This is a genomic window from Paenibacillus ginsengarvi, from assembly GCF_003626695.1.
GTDB lineage: Bacteria > Bacillota > Bacilli > Paenibacillales > NBRC-103111 > Paenibacillus_AB > Paenibacillus_AB ginsengarvi.
Genome location: NZ_RBAH01000026.1, coordinates 61,558 through 74,583, shown reverse-complemented (window position 1 = coordinate 74,583; position 13,026 = coordinate 61,558). Strand labels below are relative to the sequence as shown.

Sequence of the window (13,026 nt, the reverse complement as noted above, 5' to 3'; positions counted from 1 at the left end):
TGTATACACCCTGACCGGATCGGCCAGGGCATTTTGCAGTTTTCTTGCGTGAGCGGCAGGTATCAAGCCTCGAAACTGTCTTCCGTTTCGGAATCCTGCTCCCGGCTGGCGGCTACCACCCGGCGGTCCGCTTCGGTTTCTCCCTGCTGCTCGGCCGATGCCGCGCTCTCTGTGAGCTCGTCACGGACTTGACCTAAATTGCGTTTTTCCTGCTGCTGCTTGTTGGACGCCATCCTCGTTCCCTCCTCTTGCTTTTCATGGAAACGAATATACTATGCGCAGAAATGGGCCGATGTATGTCATACTCGGAATCCTGCAGATAAAACCGGTTCGCTTACCGCCAGGTTAACGGTTATCGACTTTTTCCGGGTACAGGTCGTGGTTCAGCAGGCGATGCTCCGCCATCCGTTCGTATTTCGTGCCGGGCTGTCCCCAGTTGCAGTACGGATCGATGGAAATGCCCCCTCTCGGCGTAAATTTGCCCCAAACCTCAATGTACCGGGGCTCCATCAGGGCGATCAGGTCATTCATGATGATGTTCATGCAGTCCTCGTGGAAGTCGCCGTGGTTGCGGAAGCTGAACAAATACAGCTTAAGCGACTTGCTCTCCACCATGCGGCGGTCCGGGATGTACGAGATGTACAGCGTCGCGAAATCCGGCTGGCCGGTCATCGGGCAAAGGCTCGTAAATTCGGGACAGTTGAATTTGACGAAATAATCGCGTCCCGGATGTTTGTTCTCGAACGATTCCAAAATGTCCGGGCTGTACTGGAACCGGTAGTCGGTGCCTTGGTTGCCGAGCAGCGTTACGCCGGCAAGCTCGCCTTCGGTTCTCCCCGCCTCTGTCATATAAGCGCCTCCTTGGGTCGTATAAAATCCAAGTACTTGCAGTTTAGGATTAAACGCCTTTCTTGTTGCCCCATATCCAAGTATGAAGCTGCGGCAGAACGTGCACTTGCCTGAGACGCGGATGCGGCATGACGCGGTCGATAAGCCAGCGGTACCGTTCCAGCAAATAAGGCAGCAGCCGCTCCGGCTCGGTTTCCCACAGCCGGTCGTTTCCGGCCTGTACGTAGAAAGGCACATGCGCGTACCGCTCGTGAACGCCGGCCGCATATTCCAGATCGGAGTCGCCGAACACGACGACCTTCAGGCTAAATAGCCGCTTCCGTTCCGTCAGTCTGGCGACAATCGAGTCGAGCGCAGCCCAGTCCGTGACCATGCCGGAGCTGGGCGGCTTAGGCGAAAGCGTCAGCTCATCAATTCGCCAAAACCAGTCCTGCCACCGGCTGCCCTGCGTCTCCAGCGCAACGCCGATGCCGCGCGAATGGAGCAGGTCGATCAGCTCGCCAAGCTGGGGCAGCAGGGCTGGATTGCCGCCGGAGACGGTTACGTGCGCAAACGTTTCGCCGCCGAGCTTGTAAAGCTCTTCGTAGATGTCCTGTGCATTCATCATCCGGATATCCGCCTTGCCGCTGCCGTCCCATGTGAAAGCCGAATCGCACCAGGAGCAGCTGTAATCGCATCCGGCGGTGCGGACGAACATCGTTTTCCGGCCGATGACCATCCCTTCTCCTTGAACGGTCGGACCGAATAGTTCCATTACAGGAAAACGCGCGCCGCTCATCGGCCGTCTCCCGCCTTCGGACGGTACAGGCAGTAGCTCGTCGGCGTCTCGCGCAAGTACACCTGCAGGCAGCGCGGCTTGTTTTCCGTCCCGTCCAGATAACGCTGCACGATGTCGCAGATCGTCCGTGCTACGACCTCCGTCGTCGGGAAACGGTCGGGATGTTGGTCGTCGAAGCTTTCGCGGTCGTCGTTTAATACGGTATGGTCGAACCGCTCGTGAATAAGCCGCTTCAGGATGGAGAAGTTGACGAGAAAGCCGGCGGAATCGAGCGTATCTCCGGCGACCGTAATGTTGGCGAAATACGTATGGCCGTGCAGCTTCCGGCAGTTGCCCGCTTCCTCGGCGGGCACATAATGGGCGGCTGCAAACTGCAAATCTTTATTTAACTCGTACGCGTACGGATGGGGGATTGTAGGATATATTTGCTGCATCATGGACGGTCCGCCTCCTTCGGCAGTGAAGCCGCATATTCGTCCAGTCCCTTGCGTCGTAACTTGCATGCCGGACACTCCCCACAGCCGTCCGCGACGATGCCGTTGTAACAAGTAAGCGTCCGCTGCCGGACGAAGTCGAAGGCGCCGAGCCGGTCCGCCAGTTCCCACGTTTCGGCTTTGCTGAGCCACATGAGCGGCGTATCGATGACGAACGGGTAGTCCATGGCGAGGTTTAACGTAACGTTTGCCGATTTGACAAAAACATCCCGGCAGTCCGGATACCCGCTGAAATCGGTCTCGCACACGCCGGTTACGATATGCTTCGCCCCGATTTGCTTGGCGATCACGGCGGCGAACGACAGGAACAGCAAATTTCGCCCGTCGACAAATGTCGTAGGCAGCGAGCCTTCCTGCTGCTCGATGGCGATATCGCCGCGGGTCAGCGCGTTCGGCGCAAGCTGCCCGAGCAGCGACATGTCGAGCACGCGGTGCTCCACCTTCAGCTCCTCCGCGATCGCGGCTGCGACTTCTACCTCCAGCTTGTGCCGCTGTCCGTAGTCGAAGGTGACTGCGGTCACCTCTTCGAATCGCTGCATCGCCCAGATCAGGCATGTCGTGCTATCTTGCCCGCCGCTAAATACGACGACGGCTTTCTCCTTTTGCATAACCGTTTCTCCTCCTCTTGGACGAGAAGAACGAGATCCATACCCTTATTCAAAACAATCGGCGCGAGGCGGGGAGCCCGCTTCGCGCCGAACGCAAAAACATGCGATACCGTAGACCGGATCATCGCAAGCCTTAGTTTTTTATAGAGGGAGTTCGCGAACCTCTCCCGGACCGCCCGCTCCCGAATGGAACGCGAGGGTACCCGGATTTCTTCTTTTGTTGTCTCCCGTACTATAGCACAGATGCGGCGGGATGTGAATAGGGCTACAATAACGGCTCGCGATAGACGATAATATAGGTACGTAACGAGATTGAATCGCGAAGGAACGCCGATGGTACGGATCATGAAACGAATATGGAAAATAATACGGTTAACAGGCACTATGCGATATTATCCGCTTAAAACGGCGTTTGCCGTTTTCTTCGCCATCGTTTGGATCGGGTTATGCGTGCTTCCGGCCCATGCCTCCGGCAGCTCTAAAGCCGGGGGCGCCCTGCGGGGCATCCTCGACCTGCGCGAGTGGGACCGGTACGAGCACGAAACGGTGCCGCTCGATGGAATATGGGAATGGTACGGTTCCCGGCTGCTCGAACCGGCGGATTTTACCGGCGAGGAGTCCCGGTATGAGCCCGGCTACATCGAGGTGCCGAGCGTATGGAGCAGTCATGAGGACGGGGGCGAGAGGTTATCGAATCACGGGTACGGGACGTACCGAGCCGCGATCGTGCTGCCCGAGCCGCTTCGCCATCGGACGCTGGCCCTGTACATGCCGAGCATTGCGACGGCTTACCGTTTATGGGTAAACGGTAAGCCGCTTGCCGGTAACGGAGTTGTAGGGACGAGCCTGGATTCGATGGTTCCCGGCAATTATCCGAAGGTCGTGTATATACAGCCTTCATCGGACCGGCTGGAGCTCGTCATTCAGGTGTCCAATTTCGTCCAGCGCAAAGGCGGTCTGTGGAAATCGATCGACTTCGGCACCTCGGAGCAAGTAACGCAGGAGAGGAACGCGAACGTCTTCTACGAGTCGTTCATCATCGGCAGCCTGTTTATTATGACGGTTTACCATGCCGCGCTTTATTTGACGCGTAACCGGAACCGGGCCGCGCTTTATTTTGCGCTGATGACGTGTATGATCGGGATTCGCACGCTCGTGCTCGGAGAGACGATGGCGGTTTATTTATTCGGCTGGCCGGCGTGGGAATGGGCCGTGAAAGTCGAATACATCAGCGCGAGTGCGGCGCTCTTCTTTTTGCTGAAATTTATCCAGTCGCAGTACCCGCAGGAGAGCAGCCGCGTCGTCGTGCGCGTATCGGGCGTCGTCATCGGCGCGTATATCGCGCTGCAGCTGCTCGCGCCGGCACGCGTGTATACGGAGCTTTTCAACTATTATCAATACGGCTGCGTCATCCCTCTTATCGCTTACTTGACCGGCGTGTACGTCCTGGCCACCGTCCGAAAGCGGCACGGGTCTTTGACCAATCTGATCGGTCTTGTCGGTCTCGGGTATTCGATCGTGCACGACACGCTGTTTTACGGCAGCATGATCGGTTCGAGAGACCTCATCCCGTTCGGATTTCTGTTCTTCTTGCTGACGCAATCGCTGCAGCTGTCGCTCAGCTTCTCGCGCGCTTTTACGCGGGCGGAGTCGCTGTCGCAGGAGCTTCGCGTCTTGAACGAGTCGCTGGAGCGCATCGTTGCTGAACGGACGCAAGACTTGCAGCTCGCAAACGAAGAACTGAAGCGCAAGGAGGAATTTCGCCGCCGGCTGATGTCGAACATTTCCCATGAGCTGATTACGCCTTTAACGTCGTTAAAGGCTTATATTACCGGCCTCATCGATCGCATCATCCCGGCTGACGACCCGAAATATTGGCGTTTGCTGCAAGAGAAGACGCTGTTTCTTGAGCGGATCATCCTTGATCTGTTCGAACTGACGAAGCTGGAAACGCGCCAAATTCGCTTCGATTATCGCGAAACGGCGATCGTCCCTTATGTGCGGGAGCTGGTTCGCAAATATGAATTTGATATCCGCGACGCGGGAATCCGATTCGGGCTGCTCGTTTCTCCCGATGCGGAAAACGCCGGCGACCGGCTGACGGCTGCTATCGATTCCGTTCGGATCGAGCAGGTCGTCTCCAATTTGTTGTCGAATGCGAAGCGGTTTACCCCGGCCGGAGGACAGATCGAAATCCGGCTGGATTGGCGCAGCGGTACGGATACGGCAGCGATACATGTGGCCGACAGCGGCTCGGGCATCCCCGAGCATGAACAGGATCATGTGTTCGAACGATATTACCGCGGATCGCAATTGGTGAAAAGCAAAGATTCGGGTGCGGGACTCGGGCTGGCCATCTGCAAAGAAATAATCGCTTTCCATCAGGGAACGATGAGTATGGTCAGCAAGACGGGCGAAGGAACTGCATTTACGTTGACCCTTCCCGTGTATCTCGCATCGGAACGTTTAAAGGGGGGGAGCGTTTGAGCGTGCCGACAATACTGCTTGTGGAGGACGACCGGGATATTTTGCAGATCGTCAAGCTATATTTGGAGCGGGATGGCCGGTATCGGGTTGTTGCGGTATGCGACGGGAGCACGGCGCTTGAAGCGGCGGGGCGGGAGACGCCGGACCTGATTTTGCTGGACGTCATGCTGCCGGGTATGGACGGTCTTAGCGTGTGCAGGGGCATCCGGGAAAAGTCCGACGTTCCGGTTTTCTTCATCAGCGCGCGCCGGGAATCCGAGGACGTCATACACGGCCTGGAGCTTGGCGCCGACGATTATATCGTGAAGCCGTTCGATCCGAACGTGCTGGCGGCGAAGGTGGATGCTTTTTTTCGCCGCAGGTCGATACGCTCGAAATATTTGTGGAAGGACGAACGTTTGGAAATCGAGGAAGACAGCCTGATCGTCAGGCTGGACGGGGAAACGGTGCCGCTTTACGCCAAGGAGCGGCAGCTTCTCGTCTTCATGTCCCGGACGCCGAAGCAAGTATACAGCGTCAGGCAGCTGTTCGAGGAAGTATGGGGCTGGGACCGCGACAGCGACGAGCGCACGGTCATGGTGCACATTCGCAATCTGCGCAAAAAAATCGAGCCCGACCCGGCAAATCCGAAATATATCGTGACAGTCAAAGGATTCGGCTACCGCTTCGGCGGCGAGGAAGCCTGAGGCTGCGGCACCGAAGGAGCTTCTGCCGGAAGCTCCTTTTTTCTAGCTAAGGAAGCCGCGAATAGCATCGATCGGACCATTGACCGTTCCCGGGCATCCGGGCTAAGATCAGTTTAATTAGCAGCCTGGCGGATCGCCGGAACGGAAAACAGGGGAGAGGTGCCGGGTGGAAGTTAAATTGTACGACAGTGCGCGACATTTTCTGGACAGAACGGAGCAGGCGCTGGAGAAGCAAGAGGCAGCCAACAACCTGCTGCTCGGACTCGCGTTTACGCTTGCGAAGCAGGAAGCGGATGGGTATCGGGGGACGCTGCCGATGCTTGGAACAGTAGAGGACACGACTGGCCGAATCGAGCTCGTGTTCCAGCTGAACGCGTTAAATATGATTTTGGCCGGGGACGGACCGCAATTGGAGGAGGCCGTGCGTCTCATCGTGAACCATCTCGTCAAGGCGGGACGCGATGTGCCGGGGATAGTAGGACCTTTGGAGGCCGCCGGGCAGATGGCTTCCGAGTGGGCGAAGGCGAGCGGCAGAACGCCCTATGTCAAAATGAATCAGCGTATTTACCGGCTAGACCGCGTAAACGAGGTCCCGATCAGCCCGGGAACGCTCCGGCTGGCCGGGGAAGCAGACACGGAGCTGGCCGCTGGCTGGCTGTACGACTTTGCGCAGTCGATCGAGGAGAAGATGAGCCGGGAGGAAGCGGCCGTCAAAATGCGCGACAACATCGTCGCCGCCAGCCTGTACGTATGGGAAGACGGAGGGCGCCCGGTCAGCATGGCCAAAAAATCCCGTCCCACCCGCAATGGCATCGTCGTAACGCTCGTGTACACGCCGCCGGAGCTGCGGAACAAAGGGTACGCCAGCTCGTGCGTAGCTTCGCTCAGCCGGCGGCTGCTGGAGGACGGGTACCGCTTCTGCAGCTTGTACACCGACTTGTCCAATCCGACCTCGAACGATATTTATGCCAAAATCGGCTACAATCCGGTCCAGGATTCGATCATGTACCGGTTCCGGTAGCGGAACCGGTAAACTTTTGCAAATATGCCGTACGAAACAGATCAAACGAGCCGGGATATGTCCGGTCGGTTTTGATCTGTTTTTTTGCGTGCAGAACGTAAAAAATCTCCGTCTGGGAGCTGCCTGAAGCTGCATCATATTTGATGGAGGCTGCGGTACAGGGAGGGACTCATCTCGAATTTTTTGGAGAAGACGCGGCTTAAATAGAACCCGTTTTCGTACCCGCACAACTCAGCGATCTGGTCAAGCGGATAGTTGGTTTCCAGGAGCATTTGCCGAACTTTGTCAAGCCTCAGATTAACGACGAAATCCGTAGGCGTTTTGCCAAATTGCGCTTTGAACCTGCGGGTAAATTGGACGGGGGACAGCTGAAGCTCAGACGATAGCGCTTTCATACTGAAGCGGCTATCGTAGGCGCGTTCCTCCAACAGCCGCACCGCTTGTTGCATAAGCGCATCTGCCGGCTTTTCCAGCTTCCGGGCCGCTTCCGCTTCCAGGCAATATTGGAGCCAGATGTCGTTCAGCAGCAAATTTTGCCGGCGGCGATGGAGCCTGTCCCGCTTCGGCCAAAGGTCAAGCAAATAATGATAAGTCGACGATAACCGCCGGCTGTCGCGAAACGTAAGCTTGCCTTGCGGGAGCAGCGCCAGCCGCGAAGCATCCTCGATCGGCTGCTGCGAATCCGGCAAATGCCAGCGGAAATGGATGACGAAAAACGATAGCGTCCGCACCACATCCCGCCATAACGGCACGCCGGGCGGACAAATGACGAGATCTCCACTCGTTGCGCTTCCCGGCCTGTCTCCGATCTTGAAGTCGAATATCCCCTCGCACACGGCAAACATGACCCATGTCGGGTAAACATCCGATTCATTCAAGAATCGCTCCTTCCGATGCCAATACAATACATGCACAAGCTGGGGCACCACATCAGCCGGACCATACGGCTCCATGCGACGGCCTCCCTCTGAAATGGAGTATATGGTCGATGATAACCAAATGCATGGGAAAAGTAAATCGAATTTACTAGGCTAAACATATTCCCTTTAACGCGCGGTAAAGGGACGAATCCAAAGCCGGAGGAGGCGCGGGAAAATGACGGACCGAGTCCAAGAGCTGGCCGGCGAATATGTAACGGTGTACGCATCGCCGGACCCCGAGAACGTTTATGTATACAGCCCGGGAATGGCGGTGCTGCCCGGCGGCAGATTGGTCGCCACGCTTGATATGAGCGGACCGGGCATCGACGGCATCCCCGGCGAGAAGCACCGCATCGAGGGAGGCAAGCTGTGGCTCGGCAAAGTGTTCGTCTCCGACGACTCGGGCCGGACCTGGCAGCACCGGACGGATTTTCCTTTCATGCACGCCAGACCGTTTACGGCGGGAGCCAGCTTGTACGTGCTGGGGCATTGCCACGATCTGGCGATCATCCGATCCGATGACGGCGGCGATACGTGGAGCGAGCCGGTATTGCTGACGCAAGGGCAAAGCTGGCATCAAGCGCCTGCGAATGTGGTTTACGCCAAAGGGAACGTGTACCTGGTCATGGAGCGGAACACGGGAGGGGATGCGGCCGGCTGGCCGGTTTCCGATCTGGCTCCGGTGCTGCTGCGGGGAAGGGCGGAGGCGGACTTGACGAAGCGGAGCAATTGGACGTTCGCATCCGAGCTGTCGTTCCGCGACGCGGTGCCGGAGGAGGAGCTGGATTATTTCGGCATTCCGTTCTATAAGGTGGAGCCGGGCACGTCCGCCCTGGTCGCTCCCGGACGCAAGTGCGCCCGCATGGGCTGGCTGGAGACGAATATAGTCCGGTTTAACGATCCGGACCATTATTTCCATGACCCGGAAGGGAATACGTTTCATCTGTGGATGCGCTCTCATACGGGAGGCACCGGATATGCCGCGATCGCGAAGGCGGTAGAGCGCGAGGACGGCAAGATTGAGACGAAACTCGAAAAAGCCCCCTCGGGGAAAACGTTCGCTTTTATCCCTTGCCCGGGCGGTCACTTGAAATTCCATATCACGTTCGACGAACGTTCCGGCCTGTACTGGCTGCTCAGTTCGCAGGCGACGGACAGCATGACGAGGGCGGAGCGGCTGCCCGAAGACCGGTACGGTCTTGGTAAAAATGAGCGGCACCGGCTGCAACTGCATTTTTCGCGAAATTGCGTGGATTGGTGTTTTGCCGGACTTGTCGCGGCCGGGGATACGCCGAGGATGGCCCGGCATTATGCAAGCATGGTGATCGACGGCGAGGATCTGCTTATTTTGAGCCGTTCCGGAGACGGGCGGGCGAAGGACGCGCACAACGGCAATTTGATTACGTTTCACCGAATCGGGAATTTTCGCCGTTTGATTTACTAATCTGTGGAATCGCTACTAATCAACGATACAAAAGGGGGGTCATCCATGCGAAAAACTGCCGTATGTGTGGCTGTTGCAGGCATGATGATTATGGGGGGCTGCTCGGGCAGCGGGCAGCGCTCATCGACCGGCGATGAGGCGGGCAAGGAGAACGTCCGACAGGAGCCGGTTACGCTGTCGTTTTATACGAAGCTGACGCCGGATGAATTCGAGACTTATATTGCCCGGCACGTCAGAGCCAAGTTTCCGTTTGTTACGCTGCAGCAGGTGGAGCAGAAAAGCGCCACGATCCAGGATCTGATTGCGGCCGGAAGCGTGCCGGATATTATCTGGGAAGGCAGCACCAATCTTCAGACGCTGACGCCGCTGAAAGTAATGGCGGATTTGCGGCCGCTTGCGGAGAAGCACAAATTCGACTTTGGCAAATACAGGGACGGGGTTGTGGACAATATCCGATCGTATTCGGAGAACGGACAGATGTATTTCCTGCCGTTTAATGTATTTGAATTCGCTTTGCATTACAACAAGGATGTATTCAATAAGTTCGGAGTTCCATACCCAAAAGACCATATGACGTGGGATGAGGTCGTCTCCTTGGCGGGTAAAATGAATCGTCAGGACAACGGAACCCAGTACGTCGGCATGAGACCGCCGCTGAGCACGAATCGGATGCAAATGCAGCTGTCCCTGCCGTATATGGATGCGAAAACGGGCAAAGCTTCGATTCAGACCGAAGGCTGGAAGCGATTGTTCGACACGATCCGGAGCATGTATCCGGGCCCGTCCACCGTGCGCTCCTTCTTCGATTACAGGGACGAATTTCTCAAGCAGCGTACGGTCGGCATGATGCCGGACATTTTGCAGCTGCAAAACTCGGATATGGCCGACTTCGAAAAGGAAGGGCTCGTCTGGGACGTCGTCACGTATCCGGCATTCGCGGACAAACCGAAGACGGGGGCGGGACTGTTCGCCGACGGTATGGTCGTCTCGGCCGGTTCGAAACACGTCGATCTGGCGTTTCAGATCATCTCATTCGTCAGCACTGATCCCGAGGTGCAGCTAAGCGCGACCCGCGAAGGGCGCGTAACGGCGCTTAAGGACCCGCAAATCTTGTCCCGCGCCTTCGAGAACAATCCGGCGGCGAAGGGGAAAAATCTGAAGCCGCTTTCCGAGATGAGCTACCCCGCTTCTTTCCCGATGTCCGATTACGATCGCAAAGGATTAAGCGTCGTCGAGGCGAAGCTGAAAAATTATGTCGCCGGCAAAGGCGACGTCAACACGCTGCTTCGGGAAGCGGAGGAGCAGCTTGAGAAAGCGATTGCCGAGCAGAAAAGCCAGTAGCCGGCGGATGCCGGCATCGACGGGCGTCTGACGCGAGGACGGGAGCGCGCAGACGAAACCGATCCCATCCGAAAGCGGGGGTAAAGTTGGATACACGCGACGCAAGGCCGGAATCGAACGCTTCGCATGTTAGCCGGAGGAAGATGCTCTCGGCGCTTGGCTTGACGGGAGCGGCGTTATTGACTTCGGGCATGTGGACCAGCGAGTCCAAGGGCGATTCGGTGCACGATTCGGTGTACGGCGGCTCCGGCGGCCTGGACCCGGCCTGTTGTTCATACACTACTATTGCCGGACTTCGAGCGATGACGGGGCCGGTAACGGTTCCATACGCCTTCGTCACCGACAGCGGCTGCGAAGGGATGTTTTACTATGACGATTCCGACACGCTTTCGCCCGACGACACGGGGCTGGTGATCGTCTCCGCATCGGGAGCCCGCTGGAAGCGGATTTACCAGGGAGAGATCAGCATAACCTGGTTCGGGGCGGTCGGAGACGGAGCGGCGGATAACACGGCTGCCATTCAAGCCGCGCTCGACAGCGGGCTGCCGGTATGGATGCCGCCCGGTACTTATGCGATCACGGGCACTCTTCGGGTGAAGGCGAACGGCCAACTGCTCCGGGGGGCGGGCCGCTTCGTAACGGTGTTGAAAAATACGGCGAACGGCAGCGCGCTGCTGCATTTCGGCGACAATACGGACCCGAAGACGACCGGTTATGCACTCTCGTGCGCTGCGCGGGATTTTACGCTCGAAGGGAACGCACAATCGAGTGAAGGCGTAGCGTTTCTGGGGCCGCAAGACGACGTGGCGACATGGGGCGGCGCATCCAGAGCCTGCTTGCTCGAAGGAGTCCGCGTGTCGGGGATCGGCAGCGGACCTGCGCTGCGGGTTTCCACCTGGACGCTTACGGTAACGGGCTGCGAATTTTGGAACAGCAGGCAGGGCATCCGGATCGGACAGCAGGTGTATGCCGGACGGTTTATTGCCAACTATATAAGCGGCCACGCCCAGGAGGGCATCTACTGCGACGTTCCGGCAAGCAAAGCGTCGGCGCTGCTTTTTTCGGGCAATGTGGTCCAGTGGTGCGGCAGCGCGGCGGGCATGATCGTCCTGTCGGGCGGCGGCGCCTGGACGTTCCAGAACACGTACGTGGAAGTGCCGAATGCTGGCTGCAACGCGGTATGGAAGCTGTCCAATCCGGGCACGAACGTGACGATCGACGGCGTTCATTACAGCACGGGCACGGGGGAGAAAGCGATCGATGTCGTTTCTACCGACATCAGATTGTGCACTGTGCGCGGGCTGCAAATTTTCGGAAACGTGCGCCGCGGCGTATACATAACCGGCACGCTGCCGATCACGACGATCGACAGCGTCCGGCAGCCGTCGGGAACGAGCAGCATCGCCTTGATCGACGATCAGTCGGAGCGCAAGATGACATTCGTGAACAACGCCCCGACCGGTATCGAGATGGGAGCGGCCACGATCAAAAGCTTGGCGTCGCGAATGCGATCACGACCGTAAATACAGCCACCGGTCAAACTCAGTGGTTCGTGAAGGACGGGCGCGTGTATTTCGGCGGCGATACGGCTGCCCCGAGCATCGGCGTGTCGGGCACGGCGCTGAACGTTCGCGAAGGGACGGCGGAAGGGTTCCTGCAGGCGGCGGGCGTGTTGCTCGGACCCGGCCATATCGGCATACGGTACGGGACGGGCAGCCCGGAAGGCGTCGTATCCGCTCCGGTGGCGTCGCTTTATTTGAGAGCTGACGGATTGCCCGGCTCGACGCTTTACGTGAAGGAGAGTGGAACGGGAAATACGGGCTGGACCGCGAAATGAGCGGGTTGGCGGGTTAGCGGGTCACGGTTACAGGAAGGTGTCTTCGGAACCGATCCGTCGCTGCATTGCTCGTGATGCCGTTCGAGACGATTCCCGAACTCGCGAGGGGCTCGTGGTGGGATGCGTGCATAACCCGGTATCCACTTAACACCGCTTGCGCGAACACGGGTATTCTGGTATTATGTACCAAAATGTATCGCCTGGGCGGTTTCGGCTCGACCGGAATCCGGAGGGGCGCCCCATATTTTATCGTTGATGAACGGGACAGTAGTTTTTGGCCATGCCGTCACAGAGAGCCGGGTTAGGTGCAAGCCGGTGCGGTGGACAAAGATGAAGCGGCCCCGGGAAACGGTTTGCCGAACATGCGCGTTTCAGTAGGCGGACCCGGTCATGGACCGTTACGAAAACGAAGCGGCCGGACCTTTAGCGGGTCAGGCACTTGGAGTGGTACCGCGGGGACCTTATGGGCTCTCGTCTCTTGTTATGGAGACGGGGGCCCTTTTTGGCGTGGTCCGGCTTTTTGCGGACGGTCCGGCGGGGCAAGCAGCATACTAATTTTGC

General features: G+C 57.9%; 13 protein-coding genes, 1 riboswitch and 1 other annotated feature. Of the genes, 7 read left to right on the top strand and 6 right to left on the bottom strand.

Translation table 11 applies throughout. The annotated features are described in order from the left end of the window. Positions 1-62 precede the first annotated feature (62 nt). The 5 genes from D7M11_RS36560 to queC form a co-directional block, all read right to left on the bottom strand. Positions 63-233 carry a hypothetical protein gene (locus D7M11_RS36560; protein WP_158606870.1) on the bottom strand — a complete coding sequence of 57 codons (171 nt, stop codon included), beginning with the start codon at positions 231-233 and terminating at the stop codon, positions 63-65. Between the two features lie 112 nt (positions 234-345). Then, a complete protein-coding gene (queF, locus tag D7M11_RS27950; RefSeq protein WP_120750561.1) occupies positions 346-849 on the bottom strand; it encodes a preQ(1) synthase in 504 nt (167 codons plus the stop codon). Between the two features lie 49 nt (positions 850-898). Next, positions 899-1,627, bottom strand: coding sequence for a 7-carboxy-7-deazaguanine synthase QueE (gene queE / locus D7M11_RS27945; protein ID WP_120750560.1), 729 nt, complete (start codon positions 1,625-1,627; stop codon positions 899-901). Further along, positions 1,624-2,064 carry a 6-pyruvoyl trahydropterin synthase family protein gene (locus tag D7M11_RS27940; RefSeq protein WP_120750559.1) on the bottom strand — a complete coding sequence of 147 codons (441 nt, stop codon included), beginning with the start codon at positions 2,062-2,064 and terminating at the stop codon, positions 1,624-1,626. Before D7M11_RS27940 ends, queE begins: the two co-directional genes overlap by 4 nt. After that, positions 2,061-2,729 carry a 7-cyano-7-deazaguanine synthase QueC gene (gene queC / locus D7M11_RS27935; RefSeq protein ID WP_120750558.1) on the bottom strand — a complete coding sequence of 223 codons (669 nt, stop codon included), beginning with the start codon at positions 2,727-2,729 and terminating at the stop codon, positions 2,061-2,063. Before queC ends, D7M11_RS27940 begins: the two co-directional genes overlap by 4 nt. Positions 2,730-2,856: 127 nt before the next feature. Then, positions 2,857-2,900: riboswitch (PreQ1 riboswitch) on the bottom strand. 213 nt (positions 2,901-3,113) lie between these two features. Here queC and D7M11_RS27930 point away from each other — a divergent pair. The 3 genes from D7M11_RS27930 (at position 3,114) to D7M11_RS27920 (ending at position 6,923) form a co-directional block, all read left to right on the top strand. After that, complete coding sequence (locus tag D7M11_RS27930) at positions 3,114-5,216, top strand: sensor histidine kinase (protein ID WP_193556302.1); 2,103 nt, start codon at positions 3,114-3,116, stop codon at positions 5,214-5,216. 2 nt (positions 5,217-5,218) lie between these two features. After that, complete coding sequence (locus D7M11_RS27925) at positions 5,219-5,902, top strand: response regulator transcription factor (protein ID WP_240041344.1); 684 nt, start codon at positions 5,219-5,221, stop codon at positions 5,900-5,902. 166 nt (positions 5,903-6,068) lie between these two features. Continuing rightward, entirely contained in the window at positions 6,069-6,923 is an 855-nt protein-coding gene (locus tag D7M11_RS27920; protein WP_120750555.1) for a GNAT family N-acetyltransferase, read from the top strand. 134 nt (positions 6,924-7,057) lie between these two features. Here the strand turns inward: D7M11_RS27920 and D7M11_RS27915 are convergent, their stop codons facing one another. Then, on the bottom strand, positions 7,058-7,876 hold the full coding sequence (locus D7M11_RS27915) for a helix-turn-helix domain-containing protein (protein ID WP_120750554.1): 819 nt from the start codon (positions 7,874-7,876) through the stop codon (positions 7,058-7,060). A 142-nt stretch (positions 7,877-8,018) separates the two neighbouring features. Here D7M11_RS27915 and D7M11_RS27910 point away from each other — a divergent pair, with 142 nt between their 5' ends. The 4 genes from D7M11_RS27910 to D7M11_RS37535 all read left to right on the top strand — a co-directional run bounded on the left by D7M11_RS27910 (position 8,019) and on the right by D7M11_RS37535 (position 12,465). After that, positions 8,019-9,287 carry a sialidase family protein gene (locus tag D7M11_RS27910; RefSeq protein ID WP_120750553.1) on the top strand — a complete coding sequence of 423 codons (1,269 nt, stop codon included), beginning with the start codon at positions 8,019-8,021 and terminating at the stop codon, positions 9,285-9,287. Between the two features lie 45 nt (positions 9,288-9,332). Next, on the top strand, positions 9,333-10,628 hold the full coding sequence (locus tag D7M11_RS27905) for an ABC transporter substrate-binding protein (RefSeq protein WP_120750552.1): 1,296 nt from the start codon (positions 9,333-9,335) through the stop codon (positions 10,626-10,628). An 86-nt stretch (positions 10,629-10,714) separates the two neighbouring features. After that, positions 10,715-12,151 (top strand): glycosyl hydrolase family 28-related protein, encoded by a 1,437-nt coding sequence (locus D7M11_RS27900; protein WP_205127126.1) that lies wholly within the window; start codon positions 10,715-10,717, stop codon positions 12,149-12,151. A gap of 29 nt (positions 12,152-12,180) precedes the next feature. Then, positions 12,181-12,465, top strand: a complete 285-nt coding sequence (locus D7M11_RS37535) for a hypothetical protein (RefSeq protein WP_240041335.1) — start codon at positions 12,181-12,183, stop codon at positions 12,463-12,465. 246 nt (positions 12,466-12,711) lie between these two features. After that, positions 12,712-12,947: a binding site (T-box leader), on the top strand. Positions 12,948-13,026 lie beyond the last annotated feature (79 nt).